Origin of the sequence: Vibrio sp. J502 (genome assembly GCF_025397955.1) — a bacterium.
Classification (GTDB): Bacteria; Pseudomonadota; Gammaproteobacteria; order Enterobacterales; family Vibrionaceae; genus Vibrio; species Vibrio anguillarum.
The window spans coordinates 89,043-112,135 of record NZ_CP104555.1; the positions used below are offsets into that span (position 1 = coordinate 89,043).

Here is a 23,093-nt window from a genome sequence, read left to right on the forward strand (position 1 = left end):
GGCAACCATGAACAATAAGGTGATCCTTGTTGTTCTTGATGGACTCAATTATTCCGTAGCCCGTGATTGCATGGGCTACTTAAACGGCTTAATTGAGCAGCAAAGAGCAACCTTATACTCCCTACAATGTGAATTGCCTTCGTTATCGCGTCCTTTGTATGAATGTCTACTCACTGGCGTAAAGCCTGTCGAAAGCGGCATTGTTCATAACCACATTGTGCGCCTTTCACATCATCAATCCATCTTCAGTTTGGCAAAAGAGCAAGGGCTGACAACAGCCGCAGCGGCGTATCATTGGGTCAGCGAGCTCTATAACCGCGCGCCTTTTGATGCAACGCGCGATCGTTTTACCTGTGATAAAACACTCAATATTCAGCATGGCTGTTTTTATCACTGGGATCACTATCCCGATGAAGCACTGTTTTTAGACGCCGAATACTTACGTCGTACTCATCAGCCTGATTTTTTACTGATCCATCCAATGAATATCGATGATGCTGGACATAAGTTTGGCCTTGATTCAGGACAGTATCGTAATAGTGCACGCATGGCCGATGCGCTGTTATCTCACTTTTTAGAAAGCTGGCTAAACGATGGCTACCAAGTGATGGTGACCAGCGATCACGGCATGAACAATGACAAGTCACACGGCGGAATATTAACCGAAGAGCGCAACGTCCCGCTTTTTGTATTGGGCGATCAATTTTCGCACCAAGCTTGTGAGATCAAACAAACTGAGCTCTGCGGCCTATGCTGCCAACTGCTTAATCTTGATCACAATAAGCCCTTTTCTGCGGAGTGCTTAGCATGATCAGTAGCCAAGTTATTAGCAAGCCTAGCGCCGTGCTGAGCCAATCAACACACTGGGCACGCAAACTCAAACCTGCGTTATGGCTTACTCCTTTTGCGCTGTTTTTCTACTTATTTCAGCTCGCCCCCATGCTGTGGGTTTTGTTCAACAGCTTTATCTCTGACGATCAATGGTCACTAGACCATTATCGCGAAATCTTCAGCTCATCCTTTATTTTACAAGGGCTGGGCAATAGTTTGTGGCTCGCCATATGGTCCAGCGTCGCGGGCCTTGCGATTGCGGCAATGTTGGTCGCCTCCTTACGCCGAGTCGATGGCAAGCTGCGCGATGGTGTGATCGCCTTTACCAATATGAGCAGTAATTTTGCGGGCGTCCCTTTGGCATTCGCTTTCATTATTATTCTTGGGGTCAACGGCGCACTGACTTTGCTGCTAAAGCAATACGGTTTGATTGAAGAGTTCAACCTGTACGGCAAATGGGGACTGCTGGCGATGTATATCTACTTTCAGATCCCTCTTGGCGTGCTGCTGCTCTATCCTGCATTTGATGCGCTCAGTGATGACTGGCAAGCGGCGGCGTCTACTCTGGGCGCCAACGGATGGCAATATTGGCAGAAAATCGCCTTGCCTGTGCTCTCACCAGCCCTACTCGGTACCTTGATTATCCTAATCGCCAATGCGATGGGCGCATATGCCAGCGTCTACGCACTCACATCCGGCAACTACAACGTCATTACGGTACGCATTGCCAGTTTAGTGGCGGGAGATCTGTTCTTAGAGCCCAATTTAGCCGCCGCCATTTCCGTGGTATTGATGCTAATTTTAGCCTTCATTACTGTGATCAATCAGTGGCTAATTGCGAAAAGCTATAGCGCAAGGAACACCCATGCAAAACGCTAATCCTACCCTTGATAAAATCACCTTTCATAAAAGTGTGGTCTATTCCATCGTGGGAGTGATGTTGCTGCCCATTTTAGCCACCTTGGTTTATTCCTTTTCTTCACGCTGGGGCGCAACGATTTTACCCGATGGCTTCACCTTTGACTGGTATCTCAAACTGCTGACCGACCCTCGCTTTCTCGATGCATTTGGCCGCTCATTGCTGATTGGCATCGCTTCTCTGACACTCAGCGCGGTTTTGATTATTCCGGCGATCTTCGTGGTGTTTTACTATTTCCCTCGTCTCGATAAAGTAATGAACCTGCTGATTTTAATTCCTTTTGCGGTACCGCCTGTGGTCTCTTCAGTTGGATTACTGCAACTGTACGCCGATAGCCAATTTCCAATTGTGGGTACACCTTGGATTTTGATTGGCACTTATTTCACCATTGCGCTGCCGTTTATGTACCGTGCAATTGCCAACAGTTTTGAGGCGATCCATCTACACGATCTCATGGATGCCGCGCACCTGCTCGGCGCAAGCACCAGCCGTGCTTTTTTACTGATCGTACTGCCAAACATTAGAAAAGGGTTGATGGCTTCGCTATTTCTATCCTTCTCTTTTCTACTTGGCGAGTTTGTATTTGCGAACATTCTGGTCGGCACGCGCTATGAAACCTTGCAGATTTATCTCTACAACATGCGTCAGACTAGTGGTCACTTCACCTCCGCGTTAGTGATGACTTACTTCCTATTTATCTTTTTACTGACTTGGCTCGCCAGTCGTTTTAGCCGAGGATCCACTCAATGAATTCCACGACCCACACAACCTCTCGCTCTGATTACGTCCACGTCGCCAACCTCACCAAACGCTTTGGCAACAATACCGTTTTTGAAGGGATTGAATTTTCCATTGAGCAAGGGGAATTTGTCACGCTACTTGGTCCGAGCGGCTGCGGGAAATCGACTCTATTACGCAGTTTGGCTGGCTTAAATCCCGTCGATGACGGCGAAATTTGGGTCAACGGTGAAAACATCACTAACCAAACACCACAGCAACGCGGCATTGGCATGGTGTTTCAATCCTACGCTCTGTTTCCGAATATGACGGTGGCTGAAAACATCGCTTTTGGCCTCAAAATGCAAGGGCAAGACAGAGCTTACATCGCGCGCGAAGTACAAAAAGTGGTCAAACTGGTTTCGCTGATAGGGAAAGAAAAACACTATCCCAACCAGCTCTCGGGTGGACAGCGTCAACGCGTCGCTTTAGCTCGAGCCTTAGTGGTCAAACCGCGTATTTTGCTACTTGATGAACCCCTTTCAGCACTGGATGCCAAAATTCGCAAACACTTACGCCAGCAGATCCGTGATATTCAAAAAGAGCTTAATCTCACCACCGTATTTGTAACCCATGATCAAGAAGAGGCGATGATTCTCTCTGATCGTATTTTTTTAATGCACCAAGGTGAAATCGTTCAGCAAGGCTCCCCAGAAAGCATTTATACTCAGCCAGCCAATGAGTTTGTGGCCGGTTTTATGGGCCATTACAATTTAGTAGAGGCGGCCACCGCCAAGCAGTTGTTTAACATAGACACGGCTTGGAAAGTGGCTATTCGCCCCGAATCCATCTACGTCAAGGAAGCTGGGCGGAGCTATGGTGCCCATGTTTCTGCACCGCAACATGGCACCATCAAGCATCACCAATTACTGGGTAATGTCATTCGCTACCATGTGGATGTGCGAGGCTGCGAGCTCACGGTCGATTTACTCAATCGTTCGTCAGAGCGATTATTTGCCACTGGCAGTCAGCTAGAATTACTGTTTAACCTTAACGAAATACAACCTGTGAGAGCCTAAATAGATGCCGACACCTCTATACGTTTTTGATATGGACGACACATTGATTGACGGCGACTGCGCAATGATTTGGAGCGAATATTTGGCCGATAAGGGCATAGCGAGCGACCCTGATTTTGTCGCGCAAGATAGGCTGATCATGTCACGCTATGCCAGCGGTGAAATGGACATGGAAGATTACCTCGATTTTGCGATGCAACCTTTACTCACCCTGCCCACAGAGCAAGTCCAGCGCTTGGCGGACGATTGTGTCGCTACACGCATCGTACCTAGGCTATTTCCTCAAGCCAAAGCACTCATTAAGCAGTTAACGGACGAGCGTATTCAAATGCTCATTATTTCGGCGTCGGTCAGTTTTTTGGTTAAAGCTGTCGCCCGTAAAATAGGCGTTGCAGAGGCGATGGGTATCGATATGGTCATAGAGAACAACCATTACACCACGCATATTTTGGGGACACCCACCTACCGAGACGGTAAAGTCACTCGCTTAAATGAATGGCTAGCTGAGCGCCCACAATACGTGGGTCAAGTGCATTTTTTCACTGACTCGATCAATGATTTACCTTTGTGTCTACACGCCGATTTCACCTATTTGGTCAACCCATGCACGCGTCTCATCCAATACGCTCAGCCCCAACAATGGCCGATATTAAAGTGGGGCTAATCACATCCTCTACTTTTGATGAACCATGTAGCTTGAGGCGCTGGCGGTAAACTTCTAATATGAAGACAATAAGTTAACCGAGCCTCTCGCCATGAGCATGAAACACCGCATTGCCTTTATCTCTCTTTTACTGTCAACTCTCAATGCTTGCTCGCCGGAAAATAGCGCGCAAGCATTGGGCACTTTAGAGCGAGACCGCATCACTTTTTCCACCACCGCCAATGAGATCATTCGCGCGCTTCCTGTCGCGGAAGGCAGCGCAGTGCATGCTGGCGAAGTATTGGTTCGACTGGATACCAGAAATCAGCAGGCGGTGCTGGCCCATGCACTCGCAGAGGCGGCCAAAGCGCAAGCGTATTTGCTCAAACTGAGTAATGGTGAACGCCAAGAAGACACGGCGGCCGCACAAGCCAAAGTCAATCGCGCGCAAGCCAAACTGACAGAGGCGTTGCAAAACTTCAAACGTGTGGAAGAACTGGTTGGTAAAAAGCTCCTCAGCCAATCAGAAAAAGACAGCGCCACCGCCACGCGTGATGCCGCTCGCGCCGAACTCGATTCTGCAAAAGAAGAGTTTGCTAAGCTCACCGCTGGCACTCGCCCTGAAGATATTGAACAAGCGCAAGCGGCGCTGACCGCCGCCAAAGCCGACGTCTCACTGCAACAGCAAAAGCTCGACGAGTTAACCATTGTCGCAACCCGCGATGGAATTTTGGATAACCTCCCATACAACTTGGGTGAGCGCGTCCCAAACAACGGCATTGTCGCTATCATCCAAGCCAGCCGCATCCCTTATGCTCGCGTCTACGTTCCCGCACCACATCGTTTAGCGGTCGTGCCGGGCGCACAGTTTCCAGTGCATATCGACGGTATAAAAGAGCCGCTGCAAGGCACTGTGCGTTGGGTGGCAACGGAACCCTCTTTCACGCCTTACTACGCACTGACCGAAAATGAACGCGCCCGCTTAATGTATCTAGCCGAAGTGGATCTGCCCGAATCCGCGCAATCGCTCCCTTCTGGCATTCCGGCGCAAGTCGATTTAGCGAGGCAAAAATAGTGACTGAACTCGCCATTCACGCCCGTAATGTGGTCAAAAAATTTGGGGATTTCACTGCGATTGAAGGCATCAATCTGAGTGTCCCCAAAGGAACCATTTACGGTTTTCTCGGCCCAAATGGTTGTGGCAAATCGACCACAATTCGCGTGCTCACGGGTTTATTAAGCCCTACCTCCGGCAGTGTTGATGTACTGGGGTTAGCGATCCCAAAACAATCCGAGCAATTGCGCCTAAAAATTGGTTATATGACGCAAAAATTTTCGTTATACGATGATTTAACCGTAGAGGAAAACCTACAATTTATTGGGCAAATTTTTGGTATGCCGCGCAAAGCATTGGCACAACGGCTCAATGAACAGTTGTGCACTTATGGGCTTGATCAGCGCCGAAAACAACGCGTAAGTGGGATGAGTGGCGGCCAAAAGCAGCGCTTGTCACTAGCAGCCGCCACGATGCATAAACCTGAACTGCTGTTTTTGGATGAACCAACGTCGGCGGTCGATCCTGAAAATAGACGGGAATTTTGGGAACAATTGTTCGATCTTTCAGACCAAGGCACCACCATTTTGATCACCACTCACTACATGGATGAAGCGGAACGCTGCCACCGTTTAGCCATCATGGAATCGGGTTTAATTCGTGCAGATGGTGAGCCAGAAACCTTAATGAACACGATGGGCGTCAACATTATCGAAGTCCGAGCCCATAATTTGCGCCAATTAAAAGAAAAAGTCATGGCTCGGGCGGAGGTTCGCTCTGCTGCGCAACTTGGCATCCGCTTGCGGATCCTTATTCATCAACAAGTCACACAACCTATCGCGTGGCTAAAAACAACCTTCCCTGAACTGGCTGAAGCTGAGATGAATCTAGCTCGCCCAAGTTTGGAAGATGTCTTTGTCACTGTGACTGGCAAGGGGCGTCAATGAAAGCACTGTTTCGAATGAAAGCGGTGATGGTGAAAGAGATACGCCAACTCTCGCGAGACAGAATTACGTTTGGCATGGTAGTGATGATCCCACTGATCCAGTTGTTGCTATTTGGCTTTGCCATCAATACTGACGTACGCAATATTCCGATCGCCATCGTTGATCAAAGTGAAAGTACCCTCGGACGGTTAATTGTAGAGTCAGTCAAAGCCACACAGGTTGTGAGCGTCAAACACACTTTTGCCACAGCAGAGCAAGCTGAACATGCGATTGCACAAGGTAACGTGAGAGCAGCGCTGATCCTGCCAAAAGATCTCACCCAGCGCGCGGTGCAAAAACGCGTGTTAGGTCAGTGGATTGTTGATGGCTCCGATACGATGATCAGTGCCTCCATTTTAGGTCTGCAATCCATGCCGCTGACCGATTTTGATTTTGACATTCGTCCAGCTACCGTCAAAACCTTTGAAGTCACGCTGTTTTATAACCCCACTCGCCGCTCTGCGGTCAATATCGTACCCGGTTTACTGGGGGTCATTTTAACCATGACGATGATCCTCTTCACCAGTGCCGCGATTGTGCGAGAAAAAGAGCGCGGCAATTTAGAACTGCTGATCACAACGCCAATTCACTCTATTGAGCTTATGGTCGCCAAAATTGTACCCTATATTTTTGTCGGATTAATTCAGGTCTTCATCATCTTGGGCTTAGGGCATTTTATTTTTGACGTGCCCATTAATGGTGCGATCAGCCAAATTCTCTTCGGTACGCTGCTGTTTATCGCCGCCAGTTTGACCTTAGGTTTGGTGATTTCAACCATTGCTTCCACTCAACTGCAAGCCATGCAAATGACTGTTTTTATTTTACTGCCTTCGATTTTACTTTCTGGATTTATGTTTCCCTACGAAGGCATGCCAGTCGCAGCGCAGTGGATTTCTGAAGCGTTGCCCGCGACCCACTTTATGCGCATGATCCGCGGGATTGTGTTGCGCGGTGCTAACCTCATGGATCTATGGCGAGATGCATTATGGATGTTAAGCTTTACCGTCGGTGGGATTATCGTCGCGTCGTTGAGATTTAAGAAATCCCTTGATTAACGCCATTCACATTTGAAGGCTAATTTTTAAGCCAAAAGAAGGAAACTAACATGTTAAAGTCACTGATGACCAAAGCGTTATTGTGTGTAGGCCTGATCTCCAATACCTCAGATGCATTGGCATTAGAGCGCTCAACGATAGCATGGCAATGGATTGAAAATGGCGCGCTTTTAGTCGATGTTCGAACCGCAGCAGAATTCGCAGCTGGCCATATTGAAGGTGCGTTAAACTACCCACTTGATACTGTTAGCAGTGCTTTTTCTCACATCGATAAACAACAACCGATTGTAGTTTACTGCCGCAGCGGCAATCGATCGGGCCAAGCCATGGCCTATTTACTCGAGCAAGGGTTCACTCAAGTACATAACGGCGGCGGTTTAGAGGAAATGATCATTTATCCTTCGGCAATAAAGCCGCTCAATTGATGTTAGCCTACTCACATTCACGTTATCGCTCTTGTTTGTTTTTAATTGGCTCTCAAAGCGCAACAGAAAGACAGCGCTTGTTATTCGGCAACAATGATCGATTTTTTGATTGGAACGTAGAAGATGTTCGATAACCAATCTCAACGGTATACAGCATGCGAACGTACAAAACCTTACGCTTGATCCTAGGCGATCAGCTCAATATCAAGCACTCTTGGTTTAACAAAACGGATGATTCCATACTGTACGTGATAGCTGAACTTAAACAAGAAACAGGCTATGTAAAACATCACATTCAAAAAATCTGCGCCTTTTTTGCCGCGATGGAAGCTTTTGCCGAATTATTGCAAAGTGAGGGACACCAGGTTCTCTACTTGACCCTTGATGAAACTGCCGATTATTTGCAGCTACCACCATTGATTAGTGATCTGTGTCATCAGATCAACGCAGAATACTTTCACTATCAGCGACCTGATGAATACCGAGTTTGGCAACAGTTGCAGGAGCTAAACCTCTCTCATACACAAGTGACTTGTTTTGATACTGAACACTTTTTATTGCCTTTTAACGAGATCACTCAGCATTTTAACACCAACAAAACCACTATTATGGAGCCGTTTTATCGCAAAATGCGTAAGCGATTCGGTATTCTTCTGCAAGATGATCATCAAACGCCTTTGGGTGGGCGTTGGAATTTTGACCACCAAAATCGCAATAAGCTCAGCGTACAAGACATAGAAAACCTACCCAAACCACTTAGCTTTCAAAACAATGTCAGTGCAATTTATAACCGTTTACAGCATCATAATATTCACGTTTTCGGCCTGTATACTCCTTCATTGTTATGGCCGATTAACCGCTCACAAGCGCTGTCATTATTGGCCCACTTTTGTCAGTACGGCTTGCCGCTGTTTGGTCGCTTTCAAGATGCAATGACGGCAAAGAGCCCACATCGTTGGAGCCTCTACCATAGCCGGCTCTCTTTTGCACTCAACTGCAAACTACTATCGCCTGCAGAAGTCATTCAAAGTGCACTCATGCGATTTGAGAATGACAATACGATGGATTTAGCACAAATCGAAGGATTCATTAGGCAAATTTTGGGCTGGCGTGAGTACATTCGAGGCATTTATTGGGCGAACATGCCCCAATACGCCAAGCACAACGCCCTTGACGCTCAACGACCTCTTCCTCACTACTATTGGACAGGGGATACTCGTATGCATTGTGTTAAACAAGCCGTAACTCAATCATTGGAGTTTTCCTACGCACACCATATCCAACGTTTGATGATCACGGGTAATTTCGCACTCCTATCAGGTTGCAAGCCAGATGAGGTGGATGAATGGTACTTAGGTATTTATATTGATGCATTGCAATGGGTAGAAATGCCCAATACCCGAGGTATGGCTCTGTTTGCTGATGGGGGAATTGTTGCCACCAAGCCTTATGCCGCAAGCGGCTCTTACATCAATAAAATGAGTGATTACTGCAAAGATTGTCACTACCAAGTAAAGAGCCGTAGTGGTCTAAATTCATGTCCATTCAATAGTTTACATTGGCAGTTCATGCTCACTCATCGTGAACGGTTAGCCAAAAATCCAAGGATAGGCATGATTTATAAAAATTGGGATAACACTGAAAACGCCACTCAACAAGCAATCTTAGATCAAGCTCAATACTATCTACACCATATTGAAGAGCTGTAGTTCGCCGGATTACTGGTCACGTTTTGAACCATAACATCAATTTTGTGGATCCATCAAACCACGAAATGCTTGGGCATAAGTTTCAACTGTTCAATACGGCCCGACATGGCTGTTTCCACCTCGGCTAACCACTCATAACGTTTAGTATATAGACGGCGTTTATTGCGATTTAGCGTCTCAACACCTTTACGGTTTGGTGTGGTTGGCAAACGGTACAAATATTTACTCATTTTCTCTGCTTCGTACTCTGTCCACAGTTCATCGTAATCAAAGCTTACTGATTTGCGCTTTGAGCCAATATAACGCAACGCTTGATACATATGGCCGCGGTTAGAAATCGCATACAGGTTCTCAACCCCTAAAATACGCGCTAGCGTCATGATCATTTCAACCATCAGTGCTTTAGTTCTTAAGCCGTGAGTCGTGCGCGTCAAATCTTTAATGATTTGATTACGATCGGTCACACCACTGCTTGGACCTTGTAGTGAACCAATGTAAATACTGCGCCCTTGATCAGAAACATTGAAACTGATCGAGTAAATTTTCTGCCCTTTTTCATCCGTCAGTTGCAGCCCCAACGAGCCTTCTCTTATCTCTCCACTGCACAGGCTTAATGAATAACTCGCCCCATTTTTGTCGTAAAAATCAAAAATAGAGAAGCCTGATTCTGAGAAAAACTTCGCAGCATTAAAGCCAAACTGTTCAACTAAGTAGATAAAATGTTGATTAATGTGCCATGTACGCTCTTTGGCAGACCAATTGACGCAGAGATAAGGTTTTAATGGTTTTTCCAAAAACTGTGGGCATTGCTTCAATACCTCCGCTAACTCGGAGCACGAAAACAGCCTCAGCATACTTTTTAGAGCATAGGCATTGGTCACGCCCCATAAACAAAAACGGATATTCTTCCTGATTTTAGACCAGCCTTTGGTATTGGGGTAAATCGTTTCGGAGAGTTCAGACAGGCTAAACAGGTAGTCGAGTTTATTTTCAATTATCATAGTATGGACCAGAATTTCAGCAGCTAGGACAGCCTCAAACATTGGGGAGTCGCTCATTGAAAATAATGTACAGTGTTTCATTGAGAGGTGCTGTCCTGAGTTTGTATGAAAATGTCAGCCTTCGTCATTAGCTATTTACTTAGCGCGCTAACTAAACCATATTACTTAGCACGCTAAGTAATATGTGACTCGTTATGATTGAAAACACACACACCCTGAAAGAATTATCACTCGCTGAGCAGTTTGCTCGTCTCTCACGCTTATGGAAAATGGTGGCGGACCGAGAACTCTCACCCTTGGGCCTTACCCATCCTCGTTGGACCGCATTGTGGAAATTACAGCGTCTCGGTGACAACGTCAGTCAAAAAACCTTAGCCGAAGCGTTAGAAATAGAACTGGCTTCTTTAATGCGAACTTTAAAGCAGCTCGAAGAACAATCGCTGATCGAACGTCACTGCTGTCACAACGATAAGCGCGCTCGAATCGTCAGTTTGACGAGTAACGGGCGTGCTCTTATCAAGCAGATGGAAACCCGTATTTTGCAAGTTCGCCAAAACTTACTGGGTAATATTGACGATCAACAATTGCACCAACTGACTCTTACGCTCGAACAAATCTCACACAACGCTCTAGATACGCTCAGCAAACCGATAGCAACACCTTCAAAGGAACAATAATTACTTATGACACCTGATCAAAAATTTGCACTTTGGATCAAATATTCCATCGTTGCTTTTGTGGCGCTCTTTGCCTATTTTTTGGTGGCCGATTTGGCTATGCCTTTAACACCGCAAGCCATGGCAACGCGGACTGTGACCAAAATATCTCCCCGAGTTAATGGTCAAATCAGTGATGTTTTTGTCACTAATAATCAAACCGTACACAAGGGTGAAGCACTTTTCACCATCGACCCACAACCCTATCAACTGGCGGTAGAGCAGGCCCAACTCAATTATGAACGTGCGGTACAAGGTAACGCTCAATTGGATGCATCGATTGCAGCCGCAGAAGCTAATGTCACGGCAAGCCGTATCGTTGCCGATCAAAAGTTGCGCGAAGCTAACCGATTAAACACTCTGTTTGCACGCAATGGGACTTCTCAGCAACTTAAAGACGATGCACAAAGTGGCGCTACCGCCGCGAAAGCCAATTTGGTTGCAGCGCAAGCTCACCTGCAAGAATTGCACGTCAGTCGAGGTAATAGTGACGAGAGTAATGTCAGCATTCGCGCCGCTTTGAACCAATTGGCGCAGGCCAAGCTAAACCTTGCCTACACACAAACGCTAGCAGAGCAAGATGGTGTCATTACCAACTTACAGCTTGAAACGGGCACCTACGCCGCAGCAGGTATGCCGTTAGTTGCGTTGGTAGCGACGGATGTAGACGTGATTGCTGATTTTAGAGAAAAAAGCTTACGCCATTTCCCAGACAATAGCCGCGCCCTAGTTGCTTTTGATAGCAAACCCGGCGAAGTCTTTACCGCGCGTATTCGTAGCCTGGATGCTGGGGTAAGCACTGGTCAGTTTGATGCGAATGGGCGTTTAGCCACTCCAACAGAATCTAATCGCTGGGTGCGTGATGCACAACGCATGCGTGTGCACCTTTCGCTCGATGAAACGATGTCAACATTGCCTTCCGGTGCTCGTGCGACGGTACAGTTGCTACCAGAAAGTGGCCCGTTTGCTTGGCTGGCAAAAATGCAAATTCAGTTTCTGAGCACTCTGCACTACGTCTATTAAGCGGAGTAAAAAATGCGACTTTGGGATCACCCATTATCTGAAAATGATTTTCGCCAATGCGTCAGAATTGCAACAGGTGCGACGCTTGGTTTTACCTTTTGTAAACTACTGGGTTGGAACTACGGGGTATTTTTTACCGTAACACCAATGCTGTTACTGGGCATGGTGCCCGTCATGAATGCGCACGCCGCAAAACAACTGCTCGCTTCCGCCGTCGTTTGTGGCTTAGAAGTAGCCATTCTCGGGGGGCTGTTTGGCGCTCATCCGGCACTGATGACGATGATGGCTTTCGTATTGTTTCTCTACAAATTTGCTTGTATGTCGAAAGGCAGCTTATTCTTGTTTGGAGCGAACAGCGTATTGAGCTTGAGCATCATGCTGCACTTTGCAAGCTACCCCACAACTGATCTTAACGATCTGATTAACAGCAACTTTATCGCGAATTTGCTTTCGGTAATGGTCGCTTATCTGGTGACATTTTGTATTACCGACGTACAGAAAAGGCAACCTCCCGCTCATGCAAGCGTGCCAAAAGAGTCACATCGTATGCGTCATGAAGCGCTCATGGGCGCAACCATTGCCACACTCTCTTTCGTTGTGTTTCAAATATTCGATCTGCAAGATTCAATGTCCGCGCAAGCCACAACCTTGTTGCTACTTTTCCCGATGCATTGGAACGGAGCGCTAGGCTACGCACGCAAACGCGCGATGGGTACTCTGCTTGGTGTCACTTTCGGTATTGCGGTCCAACTGTTGCTCTACGATTGGTCAGGTCAGCTTTTATTTGTTATTCCGCTGCTGTGGATAGGTGCGATGCTCTTTAGCTACTGGCATATAAAAGAATCCAGCGGTTCAGGGGTCGGCTTTGGCTCATTGACTACCTTGGGGATCTTGTTTGGTCAATATTTGACGCCGGGCAATGATTTAATTTTCAGTGCCCTGTACCGAGTCGGCAGTATTTTGTTTGCTATTGTCGCCACATTACTTACAACCTATGTGATCCATCGATTGCTGAATCAATTCAAAGCCACCCAATTTGGCCAGTAATTAAAAACCCTGCACATAGGTGCAGGGTCAACATCACAGCAAACCTTTATTCAAAGGATAAGCGTGCCGAATTTAATACACCCGTTAAACCTTGATAGTGATCCGCCACGACTAAACGCCACTGGCCTTGCACGTTCATTTGTTGCATTCCGCTGAGTGTAAAGCGAACACGATAAGCCGTGTTGCGATCATACTGGTTATACGATTTTAAGTTCCAATAGCCACCATCAGGTGCATACAACTTGACTGAAACATCACCCACAAATGGGTGTTCAATATTAAGTTGAATAGTGGCCGTTTCCGCATTTCCTTGATAAGTTACATTAATCGGAAGTGCTAACTCTCCTTGTGCATGATCGGGAATGGCAAAAGGCCCTTGTAAATCATAGATGGCTTGTTGGGGCGAAGTCGGTTCAGTGGGTGACGTTCCTCCGTCATTACTCCCATCTGGACGTGCATAAATCGCCGCAATGTGTGGTGCGCTCAGGCCAATCGCTCGCACCGAGTTCGCGTAGTCAGTGACACCACATGCTTGACCTTTACACACTTTGCTTGGGTTAGAGAATGTGTAAGAACGGCTATGAATACCAAATAAGAAACCATAGGCCATGGTCGTCGCAAATTGGCCTTGAACCCCATAACCATACGCATCTTGCTCTGTACCATTTGAAAGATGAGGTTCGCCATTGTACTGTTCATGAGCATGGTTCAAGCCCAAATTGTGGCCTAATTCGTGAATAAACGTATCATCGCCACACTCATTCAAATAGCTATGACTGTACATTCTAGATTGCGCATAACGCGCACTATTGTTCCAATACGCGGCAGGGATTATCCATGCTAGACCACAGCTCAGCATGTAAGTACCATTGCCTTTATCTTCATAATCAGGAGAATTTTTAATATCTAGATTACGAAACAGCGCCACCATATCCGCGCCAACCTGCTTACGATATTGCTCAATATCGGCAAACGCCGGATCTTGTTTATTGCCGGGAGTAATCGCATCAAGCGCCTGCTCTTGCGATTTTTTCAGCCCTCTTTGCGTATCGTATTTTACTTCTTTCGTGCCAATTAAGTTGACTTTGATGTCCAGACCACTTTGACGCAGAATTTCATTTCCCACGTTAAATCGGTGCTGGATTTCAGCCACGTGATCTTGCTGAAACCACTCAGCCGTGCCGGGTGTATAAACACCTAGAATATCAATTTCTGTGGTTGCGCTACTCGGTAACGCATGCGTTGCTAACACCACGGCTAATGCCAATGACGCTATTTTCATAAAAAACTCCTACATTATTTATTTTATTAACACACAAAGCCGTGCGTTTGAGGTATCAATGGCTGGTCGAGGTTTCGTCATAGCCATGATTCGGTGGTACTCGGTAAACCCATGCTTCACTGCCGTTGCCTTCAAGCTTCACTTGACCACTGGGATGACCAATAAAACCAAGTATTGCCGTTTTGCCGAAAGTGAATGTGGCCGGGTAAACTTCCCCGTCGAGTTCAAACTGCCCAGACCAAGTCCGGACGCCTTCATTCTGAATTTCTGATGAAGTGACTTGGATATTGACTGGCTGGTTATCAGGCATAGTGACCGTGACAGCATCGCCCGTTGCCAGAACTCGGAATTGTTCAATATTTTCGATTTCGATCGCTTTGATTTCCGTCACTGCATCACTTTTTGGCCTAATGGCTTGCAACGCTGGGCTTGGGTTGATGTCGTGCCATACTTCATCAACGGTTTGCGCCGCAAGCATGCGCTCTTCAGTGATAGGCTCTGAATTCAGAGCAGAACGAGCATCTCCTGCGCTCGATGCATCTTCTCGTGGTAGCTTCATCAGTTGACGCTCATCAGCAACTGTTGCGGCTTTAAAATCAGTATCCTCGTTATTATTCGGTGCTTTTTGGGCAGGCACTAATGTTAATGAACTATGGCTAATGTAATATTTACCAACAATGAGACCGAATATTACTAATAACAAAATGGTCATTATCTTAACTTTCAAACTTTATATCTCCGACAATTAGATGTGGCATATATATAGATACATAAGATGTATGAATACAATTAAATAATGTAATCTTAAGTCAATAAAGTTAAGGTTAAATATAATCAAACTTTATAGATTTGAATGATGATCTAATTTTCAAAAAAATGAACGCAATGCGCTAAATAAAATATCAAGCCAAAAGAAAAACAATAATCCGTAATTAATAAATTAGTTATTATCGTTTGATGGCAATAAACAGAGAAAATTAAAGAAGAGATGGTACTTTTGATAACGGCGAGTCTTATGAAAAAGGCACTTAAAAGCGCAAAAATACAGTTTAGGCTGTCTATGACTAAACAACTTGAAGTTGCAGGTCGATATGGTAAGTGAGCACCCCATAGCAATAGCTAAAAGCGTAGCCAACATCGCTACAGCTACAAGTGGGAAGGAAAAACCTTCATTCTCAACGCTCTTTAATCTATGGCTGAGCACTTTGCTGGAACTGCAAACCAACTAATTTGGTATTTTTTCAAAACGTAATTCACTATTTACCCTAATAACCAAAATAAGATATTTATCTACTCGGACATAAATCTGATTATTTCTTGACATTTATTCCATTATTTTAATATTTGCACTTTTTATAAACCATCGGAAAGAGAAAACAGATGATGAATGACATTGTAAAGAAAGATATAGCTAACGCCCCAAAGGTAGCCCGTTTACTTTAGTAACCTTCTTCGTTTTTTAATTCATTATCTGCTCCTTTGAAAAGACACTACTATGAAGTACAGGTCAATCCGAATACTATTAGCGTCCGTATAAATGATAATATTGTGTATAACTACACAACTTGAAGTTGCAGGTAGGTTGGAAAGTAAGTCTCCCCCATGAGCATAGATAAACGATTTGATGAAGTGAGCGAACGTAACCAACACCGCTGCAGCTTCAAGTAGGAAGGGGATATCAGACGATCAATCGACATGATTCATCATAGATAGAAGGTCACAACATTCCCCGCGCTAAGAAAAGTACTCGATAAATCTTGTTCAATTTTTTCGAACTTAATCATCAAACGGAGTGAGTTATCTCAGGTTACGAATCACTCTACACTGGCTCCAACAGCTAGGAAGCCGCTGAGCACCTACTACCTTTTAATGAATCTGAGGACACTTTAATGAAAGCACTATTGAAACAACTAACCACATCAACTTCTGGATTTTCTGCGCTTGCGCTTCGTTTCCCAATTGGCATCATTTTTATGGCGCACGGTGCGCAGAAACTCTTTGGCTGGTTTGGAGGATATGGATTAGAAGGCACTGGTCAATGGATGGCTTCAATTGGCTTAAACCCAGGTGTGCTGATGGCATTTTTAGCGGGTAGTGGTGAATTCTTTGGGGGCCTATTCATTTTGCTTGGCTTACTAACTCGCCCTGCCGCCTTGCTTCTTTCTATTACGATGATCGTCGCAATCGCTTCTGTACACTTAGGTAACGGCTTATTCATGGCTAATAACGGTTATGAGTTTGGCCTTGCGCTGCTTGCAGCCAGTGTATCGTTGGTTTTCTCTGGTGCTGGCAAATTGGCACTTGATAACTGGTTAAATAAAAAGCTCGCATAATCTATGCCTAAGGCCAGCATACCGTTTCATTGAAGGAGGCCAAGCCTCCTTCAAACGTTAAAATTTTCAGTCGATAACATTCAACTTAGTATCACTTTCCTTCCTTTCTCTACTTGTGTTGCATGCCCTTCTTTTTATGCTACATAAAAGTGCCGTTGAGACCCTATTCATATAAAGCAACCTTAATGGGTAAATATGCAACCAAACGAGCTTAAAATTGAATGAAAACTAGCGAATTACCATTAGATGAGAATAGTGATATTTGTTAACACAAAAGACTCATGTGTTGCCAAATGATAAAAAATAAAAATTTAAAACCAAAAATAGGTTATTAAAACGTAAAGGATGGGCGATTTTAAGTGATAAAGATCACAGCAATTAACCGTTAACATTATTTTACTTTTTGATTTGCACTCAGCCCTGCTAACCTGCGGCACGCTTTGAAATGATGTCGAAGTGCATAAAATAAAGGAGTGTTCACAATGAATACCAAAAAACCGATGTCGCTTACCGGCCGTGTTATTTTAGGTATGGTAGCGGGTATTTTGACTGGCTTTGCCATTCGAGCCCTATTTGCTGAAAACGGATTTGTTGACGCGTATATCGTTAACGGCTTATTCGATGTTGGCGGAAAAATCTTTATCGCCAGCTTAAAAATGTTAGTTGTACCCCTCGTGTTTGTTTCTCTCGTTTGTGGTACGAGCTCACTGAAAGATCTCACCACACTTGGCCGCATGGGCGGTAAAACCCTAGCCTTTTACATCGCAACCACTGCGATTGCCATCACACTGGCACTAACAATGGGCACTGTGTTTCAACCGGGGTCCGGAGCCGATTTAACCGCAGCAAGCTCATTCCAATCTGCGCAAGCCCCTTCTTTGGGCCAAGTGTTTATTGATATGTTCCCGACCAACCCAATCAGCGCGATGGCAGAAGGTAAAACACTGCAGGTCATCGTCTTTGCAGTACTATTTGGCATAGCCATCAGTGCCGCGGGTAAACCGGGCGAGCGTATTGCGGGCGTTTTTAATGACTTGAACGAAGTTATTATGAAACTAGTCGCCTTGTTGATGAACCTTGCTCCATACGGCGTATTTTTCCTGATGGCAAAACTGTTCACCAGCCTTGGTTTAAGTGCCATTTTGAACCTCGAAGAATACTTCGTAGTACTGACGGTTACCCTGCTGCTACACGGTTTTGTCACCTATAGTTTGATGTTGAAAGGCTTTACTGGTTTAAGTCCAATCACCTTCTTCCGTAAAATGGAAGATGCCATTATGTTCGCTTTCTCTACAGCCTCTTCCAATGCGACTATACCCGTCACCATGGAAACGGCTAAAAACCGCTTAGGGGTTGATAACAAGATAGCTTCTTTCACCATTCCGCTAGGTGCGACCGTTAACATGGATGGCACAGCGATCATGCAAGGCGTTGCGACAGCATTTATTGCCCAAGCGTTCAATATCGACCTAACCATGGGTGACTACGTGATGGTCATCCTCACGGCAACACTAGCCTCTGTTGGTACAGCAGGCGTTCCGGGTGTTGGTCTTGTCATGCTAGCGATGGTGCTAAACCAAGTCGGCTTGCCACTAGAAGGTATTGCTTTGATTATGGGTGTTGACCGCTTATTAGATATGATCCGCACCGCAGTCAATATTACTGGTGATAGCTGTGTGACTCTTATTGTGGCGAAAACAGAAGGCGCGTTAGATGAAGCTCGCTTTAATGATCCACAAGCTGGCGTGAAAGAAGAAGAAGTCCATTTAACAAAAGCTCAAGCCTAACTTTCTTCACTTCCACTAATCAAAATCAAACCCTGTCGCTATTGCTACAGGGTTTTTCTTTATTCGCTTTACAGGTCAAGAATAAGATTAAAAATCAAGTAGATCAGAGCTATCTCACACCGAACTATCTTCAATAGATCTAGAATTTTATCAGCCTAACTTTCTAGGAGTGAACACAATGATACCTCGACGCACATGGCTTCTTTTGTTCTGCACTTTACCCTTTCCTTCAGTCGCTCTCGCTTCCTCTAACGATATCGATTCGTTAGATCTAACACACTCAACGATTGGTTATGCCTCTTTAGTCATTTTTACTCTGGCATATACTTTGGTCATGATGGAGGAGTACCTTAAGCTACGAAAGTCTAAACCTGTGTTACTTGCAGCTGGTTTAATTTGGGCCATGATTGGTTATGTTTATCAGCAGTATGAATTAACCGAGATTGCCAAAAACGCGCTAGAGCATAATTTGCTGGAATACGCCGAATTATTGCTGTTTCTGTTAGTCGCGATGACCTACATCAGTGCAATGGAAGAGCGGCGATTATTTGATGCATTACAAGCGTGGATGGTGGGAAAAGGTTTTGATTTTCGTGCTCTTTTTTGGATCACGGGGCTACTTGCATTTTTCATCTCGCCAATTGCCGATAACCTAACCACCGCACTGTTGATGTGCGCTGTCGTACTAAAAGTGGCAGGAAACAACCCACGTTTTATCAACATTGCTTGTATTAATATCGTCGTAGCGGCTAACGCCGGAGGCGCTTTTAGCCCTTTTGGAGACATCACCACCTTAATGGTTTGGCAAGCGGGCCATGTGCCATTTTCACAGTTCCTTTTTCTGTTTCTCCCTTCTGTGATCAACTACCTTGTTCCTGCATTGCTGATGTCATTTTTTCTGCCCAAGGAAAAGCCAACCACCCTGCATGAACATGTCGAGCTTAAACGCGGAGCCCGCCGTATTGTCGTACTTTTCATGTTAACCATTGCTACCGCCGTAGCATTCCATGCTGTGGTGCGCTTTCCACCCGTGATAGGCATGATGATGGGGCTCGCTTACTTACAATTTTTTGGCTACTTCCTCAGGAAAACCTTACCTACTTCGCTGGCCAAAAAAACCGTAATTGCGATTGCAAATAATGACGAGGCCGCCCTAAAACGTATTGGCTCTGTGGTGCCATTCGATGTCTTTAAGCGAGTTTCACACGCCGAATGGGATACGCTACTGTTTTTCTACGGGGTGGTCATGTGCGTAGGAGGGCTAAGCTTACTGGGTTATTTAGGCTTGATCTCGGAAGTGATGTATAGCCAATGGAACCCCATATGGGCAAACGTGATGATTGGGTTTCTTTCGGCGATTGTCGATAACATTCCCGTCATGTTTGCAGTACTGACGATGGAACCCGATATGTCCACCGGAAACTGGTTGCTCGTCACATTAACAGCGGGCGTCGGCGGCAGTTTACTCTCGATTGGCTCAGCCGCTGGAGTGGCTCTGATGGGCGCTGCACACGGCAAATACACCTTTGTAGGCCATCTAAAATGGACACCGATTATTGCAACAGGCTACGCCGCAAGTATTGGTGTCCACTTACTACTCAATCACGCTTTGTTTTAACGAATTTGCTTCGCAATATAATGACACAGCGCCTCTGCCAGCTGGTGCGAGGCCAAGTTACGTGCCACCACTTCTGAAGCCAGCTTTCCGCTGTTTATCACGCCAATCCAATCGTCAATCATGGCGCTAAAGCCTTTACTGGTCAGCATTGGCGTCCAATCTTTTAAACTAAGGGCTTGCTCTTGCCCTTGATGCCAACGTTTTCCTTGTGTAAACGAATCAAACTCAAAACCTTCATTCACAAAGCTCGCGCTGACTCGCTCAGCGGTTATGCCGAACTGGCGATTCATTGAGGCATGCAGCAAACTTTCGCCGTGTTGCCATTGAACATCCAAGCGGGATAACTGACCTTGATGCTGCTGGTAGGTAATATAAGCATCATCCAATGTGGCTTTAGCATTCACGTTTACGCTGTCTAGCGGATGGATAAAATCATCAAAGATAAAGGTGCGCACATCACCGGGCAGATCATAGCGGTGCTTTTCCCAACGAAGCGAACGTAAGTCGTTTCTATTACCAGTTTGCACTGCATTTAGGTGTTGGTTATAGAGCGGAATATGACGGCGATTAAACCCCACATACAAAGGTTGACGATGCTTTTCTGCAAGCTCATACAACATTTCACAGGCGCTTGCGCTGTCGGCTAGCGGCTTATCAACAAAGGTTGGAATTCCGTGTTCAAGGAAAAATTGGGCGATTTGAGGGTGAGCCGAGGTCGCCGCATGGATCATAACCGCATCAACGTTATAGCCAAGTAGCTCTCGATAATCCGTGCAATTCTCTGAAATGCGGTAACGCTGCGCTAGTTGCGTAACAAGAGCTGGATTACGAGTACAAAATACCAATTCTAAATCTGGGCGTTGTGTGATGACCGGAAGATACGCCTTTTGCGCGATATCACCTAGACCAATAATGCCAATTTTCATCATCAAATCTCTTTTCGTTAGATGAAGGTTAGGCTAACACAAGAAGATTAAAAAGGGAGGTGTAGAACTCAGTGAAAAGGCAATCCTTGCCTGTCTGGGATGAGGCTAAAATGGGCTCTCTTTGTTCAGTTCATTGCAAATTTCAACAATCGCTAATGAGAGCCCGGATTTGATGATTTGTTGCTGACGCTGAAGTTGAAGCTGGTAAAAATCCAGTTCAATGTCGCCATCCGGTTCCAATACTTCCAACTGCACCATGCCCATTTTGGCCACCAAATGGAGCTTTTTTATCGGCACCAAAATTTTCGGGTCGGTGAACTCGTATTCAGCACCATCACTGTTGAGTTGATTACGCAGTTTGATGATATCTTCAATATCGTGGTAAACATCATCAGGTAATACCCCAAGGCCAAACAGCAGTTTTAGCCTGACAGACAAGTTGCCGAGTGGTCCAGAATCTTGCAATAGAGGGCCAACTACTGATTGGACAGCGAAGTTATCTTTGCGAAAAATGCGTTGCATCAATGCGTCAATCGCCTCATTGAACACTTCAACCGTCGTAATAAAGAATCCGCGCACCGAATGGGCACTATTCAGTCGTTCAATTATATCGCTTTCGTTAATTCTATCTGCCATACGCTGTACTAATTGTTGTTATAAAGGGAGGGCATTAGCGCCCTCCAAAGTATTTATGTGATTAAAGCTGTTTGTAGATCGCTTCAATTTGCTTAACCTGCTCGCTCTGCTCATCTAACCCTGTGTAATGGGCCAGTGTTTTACATACGCCATATTGGTTCAATGATGTTTGAAGCTCGACCGCTTGAGGATCGCTGTCGTTGGTATATTTAAGGGCCGCCGCAATCCCTTTCAATAGCGTTTTGTTGTCAATACCGTACTCGATTGTACCGAGTAATGGCTTGATTAATCTATCATTGGGGCCTAATTTTCGTATTGGCTGACGACCAACGCGATCCACTTCATCCACCAAATATGGGTTGGCAAAGCGGCTCAATATTTTTTCGATATAAGCGGCGTGCAATTTAGGGTCAAAACCGTAACGACGAATGAGTACTTCACCGCTTTCATGCATGGCTTGCTTCACTTGCTGACGAATTGCAGGATCTTCAATTGCTTCACGAATCGTCTTATGACCACTCAAACAACCCAAATAGGCGGTAATGCAGTGCCCAGTATTTAGAGTGAAAAGTTTACGCTCAACAAAAGCCATCAGATTATTGGTTTTTTCCATCCCTTCAATGTCGGGGATCTCACCTTTAAATTGCTGTTCATCAACAATCCATTCGCTGAAACTTTCAACCGTCACGGCCAACGGGTCATCGTTCGCGGCTTCGACAGGTGGCACAATGCGATCCACCGCGGAATCGACAAAACCAATTAACTCATCGGTTTTAGCATGCAGCGATGGGTCTAGATATTTATACACTTCGCCTTTCAGGTGTGTTGTACCGCGCACCATGTTTTCACAAGCGATCACATTGAGTGGCTGTTCATTGCCCGCTTCAAATCTTTTGGTGATGCCTTTGGCGATCGTTTTCGCAATGATATCAAGCACTGCAGGGCCGACAGCTGTAGTGACTAAATCCGTTTTTACAATGCGATCAATCACATCATTACTGGCTGAATTCACCGCAGTGACATGAGTGACAGTATCAATTTTGCACTCAGAACCCACTACCTTTACTTTGTATTCTTGACGATGACTCAATTGATCGACCAAAGGTTCATTGACATCGGCAAAAGTCACTTCAATGTCTGCATCGGCCAATAATTTACCAATAAAACCACGACCAATGTTACCCGCGCCAAAATGTACTGCATTTTTCATAATCTTACCTACCAAAAACTTATCTAAAAGAGAAAAGAGCGCTTAATACTTCAATTGAGGTGAGGTCAGCAGTATAGGGGAACAGCCGACCTCGTT

22 protein-coding genes are annotated in these 23,093 nt (G+C 45.5%); 16 read left to right on the forward strand and 6 right to left on the reverse strand.

Going from position 1 to position 23,093, the window contains the following annotated elements:
- Nucleotides 1-7: 7 nt before the first annotated feature.
- From N5E84_RS16225 to N5E84_RS16270, 10 genes are all read left to right on the forward strand, one after another.
- On the forward strand, nucleotides 8-811 hold the full coding sequence (locus N5E84_RS16225; RefSeq protein WP_017044979.1) for an alkaline phosphatase family protein: 804 nt from the start codon (nucleotides 8-10) through the stop codon (nucleotides 809-811).
- The gene (locus N5E84_RS16230; RefSeq protein ID WP_026027756.1) at nucleotides 811-1,710 is read left to right on the forward strand and encodes an ABC transporter permease; all 900 of its coding nucleotides are present in this window, start codon (nucleotides 811-813) and stop codon (nucleotides 1,708-1,710) included. Before N5E84_RS16225 ends, N5E84_RS16230 begins: the two co-directional genes overlap by 1 nt.
- On the forward strand, nucleotides 1,697-2,500 hold the full coding sequence (locus tag N5E84_RS16235) for an ABC transporter permease (RefSeq protein ID WP_010318639.1): 804 nt from the start codon (nucleotides 1,697-1,699) through the stop codon (nucleotides 2,498-2,500). The genes N5E84_RS16230 and N5E84_RS16235 overlap by 14 nt, the downstream gene beginning before the upstream one ends.
- Entirely contained in the window at nucleotides 2,497-3,546 is a 1,050-nt protein-coding gene (locus N5E84_RS16240; RefSeq protein WP_019283063.1) for an ABC transporter ATP-binding protein, read from the forward strand. Before N5E84_RS16235 ends, N5E84_RS16240 begins: the two co-directional genes overlap by 4 nt.
- Nucleotides 3,547-3,550: 4 nt before the next feature.
- The gene (locus tag N5E84_RS16245) at nucleotides 3,551-4,210 is read left to right on the forward strand and encodes an HAD family hydrolase (RefSeq protein ID WP_017044976.1); all 660 of its coding nucleotides are present in this window, start codon (nucleotides 3,551-3,553) and stop codon (nucleotides 4,208-4,210) included.
- Between the two features lie 91 nt (nucleotides 4,211-4,301).
- The gene (locus tag N5E84_RS16250; protein WP_019283062.1) at nucleotides 4,302-5,264 is read left to right on the forward strand and encodes an HlyD family secretion protein; all 963 of its coding nucleotides are present in this window, start codon (nucleotides 4,302-4,304) and stop codon (nucleotides 5,262-5,264) included.
- Nucleotides 5,264-6,190: an ABC transporter ATP-binding protein gene (locus N5E84_RS16255; protein ID WP_019283061.1), complete on the forward strand. Its 927-nt coding sequence runs from the start codon at nucleotides 5,264-5,266 to the stop codon at nucleotides 6,188-6,190. Before N5E84_RS16250 ends, N5E84_RS16255 begins: the two co-directional genes overlap by 1 nt.
- The gene (locus tag N5E84_RS16260) at nucleotides 6,187-7,284 is read left to right on the forward strand and encodes an ABC transporter permease (RefSeq protein ID WP_019283060.1); all 1,098 of its coding nucleotides are present in this window, start codon (nucleotides 6,187-6,189) and stop codon (nucleotides 7,282-7,284) included. The genes N5E84_RS16255 and N5E84_RS16260 overlap by 4 nt, the downstream gene beginning before the upstream one ends.
- A 50-nt stretch (nucleotides 7,285-7,334) precedes the next feature.
- Complete coding sequence (locus N5E84_RS16265) at nucleotides 7,335-7,709, forward strand: rhodanese-like domain-containing protein (protein WP_019283059.1); 375 nt, start codon at nucleotides 7,335-7,337, stop codon at nucleotides 7,707-7,709.
- A gap of 155 nt (nucleotides 7,710-7,864) precedes the next feature.
- Nucleotides 7,865-9,418 carry a cryptochrome/photolyase family protein gene (locus N5E84_RS16270; protein WP_019283057.1) on the forward strand — a complete coding sequence of 518 codons (1,554 nt, stop codon included), beginning with the start codon at nucleotides 7,865-7,867 and terminating at the stop codon, nucleotides 9,416-9,418.
- Nucleotides 9,419-9,471: 53 nt separating this feature from the next.
- Here the strand turns inward: N5E84_RS16270 and N5E84_RS16275 are convergent, their stop codons facing one another.
- Complete coding sequence (locus tag N5E84_RS16275) at nucleotides 9,472-10,500, reverse strand: VirK/YbjX family protein (protein WP_017046842.1); 1,029 nt, start codon at nucleotides 10,498-10,500, stop codon at nucleotides 9,472-9,474.
- A gap of 113 nt (nucleotides 10,501-10,613) precedes the next feature.
- On the opposite strand from N5E84_RS16275, the gene slyA reads away from it, so the two are divergent.
- Genes slyA through N5E84_RS16290 form a run of 3 tightly spaced genes read left to right on the forward strand, consistent with a single transcriptional unit; the run spans nucleotide 10,614 to nucleotide 13,205 of the window.
- On the forward strand, nucleotides 10,614-11,096 hold the full coding sequence (gene slyA, locus N5E84_RS16280; RefSeq protein ID WP_019283056.1) for a transcriptional regulator SlyA: 483 nt from the start codon (nucleotides 10,614-10,616) through the stop codon (nucleotides 11,094-11,096).
- A gap of 6 nt (nucleotides 11,097-11,102) precedes the next feature.
- Nucleotides 11,103-12,158 carry an HlyD family secretion protein gene (locus N5E84_RS16285; protein ID WP_019283055.1) on the forward strand — a complete coding sequence of 352 codons (1,056 nt, stop codon included), beginning with the start codon at nucleotides 11,103-11,105 and terminating at the stop codon, nucleotides 12,156-12,158.
- Between the two features lie 12 nt (nucleotides 12,159-12,170).
- Nucleotides 12,171-13,205, forward strand: coding sequence for a DUF2955 domain-containing protein (locus tag N5E84_RS16290; RefSeq protein ID WP_019283054.1), 1,035 nt, complete (start codon nucleotides 12,171-12,173; stop codon nucleotides 13,203-13,205).
- Nucleotides 13,206-13,251: 46 nt separating this feature from the next.
- On the opposite strand, the gene N5E84_RS16295 is transcribed toward N5E84_RS16290, so the two are convergent.
- Both N5E84_RS16295 and N5E84_RS16300 read right to left on the reverse strand, forming a co-directional pair.
- Nucleotides 13,252-14,487 carry a zinc-dependent metalloprotease family protein gene (locus tag N5E84_RS16295; protein ID WP_019283053.1) on the reverse strand — a complete coding sequence of 412 codons (1,236 nt, stop codon included), beginning with the start codon at nucleotides 14,485-14,487 and terminating at the stop codon, nucleotides 13,252-13,254.
- 55 nt (nucleotides 14,488-14,542) lie between these two features.
- Entirely contained in the window at nucleotides 14,543-15,199 is a 657-nt protein-coding gene (locus N5E84_RS16300) for a hypothetical protein (RefSeq protein ID WP_019283052.1), read from the reverse strand.
- Nucleotides 15,200-16,376: 1,177 nt separating this feature from the next.
- On the opposite strand from N5E84_RS16300, the gene N5E84_RS16305 reads away from it, so the two are divergent.
- The 3 genes from N5E84_RS16305 (at nucleotide 16,377) to nhaD (ending at nucleotide 20,225) form a co-directional block, all read left to right on the forward strand.
- Nucleotides 16,377-16,820: a DoxX family protein gene (locus N5E84_RS16305; protein WP_013868258.1), complete on the forward strand. Its 444-nt coding sequence runs from the start codon at nucleotides 16,377-16,379 to the stop codon at nucleotides 16,818-16,820.
- A 482-nt stretch (nucleotides 16,821-17,302) separates the two neighbouring features.
- A complete protein-coding gene (locus tag N5E84_RS16310) occupies nucleotides 17,303-18,607 on the forward strand; it encodes a dicarboxylate/amino acid:cation symporter (RefSeq protein WP_029388408.1) in 1,305 nt (434 codons plus the stop codon).
- 169 nt (nucleotides 18,608-18,776) lie between these two features.
- Nucleotides 18,777-20,225 carry a sodium:proton antiporter NhaD gene (gene nhaD / locus N5E84_RS16315; protein ID WP_019283049.1) on the forward strand — a complete coding sequence of 483 codons (1,449 nt, stop codon included), beginning with the start codon at nucleotides 18,777-18,779 and terminating at the stop codon, nucleotides 20,223-20,225.
- Here the strand turns inward: nhaD and N5E84_RS16320 are convergent.
- From N5E84_RS16320 to N5E84_RS16330, 3 genes are all read right to left on the reverse strand, one after another.
- Entirely contained in the window at nucleotides 20,222-21,151 is a 930-nt protein-coding gene (locus N5E84_RS16320; RefSeq protein ID WP_026027760.1) for a Gfo/Idh/MocA family protein, read from the reverse strand. The two genes, nhaD and N5E84_RS16320, sit on opposite strands and share 4 nt — an antisense overlap.
- Nucleotides 21,152-21,256: 105 nt before the next feature.
- Nucleotides 21,257-21,787, reverse strand: coding sequence for an MltR family transcriptional regulator (locus tag N5E84_RS16325; protein WP_010319258.1), 531 nt, complete (start codon nucleotides 21,785-21,787; stop codon nucleotides 21,257-21,259).
- A 61-nt stretch (nucleotides 21,788-21,848) separates the two neighbouring features.
- On the reverse strand, nucleotides 21,849-22,997 hold the full coding sequence (locus N5E84_RS16330; protein ID WP_029388407.1) for a mannitol-1-phosphate 5-dehydrogenase: 1,149 nt from the start codon (nucleotides 22,995-22,997) through the stop codon (nucleotides 21,849-21,851).
- Nucleotides 22,998-23,093: the final 96 nt, after the last annotated feature.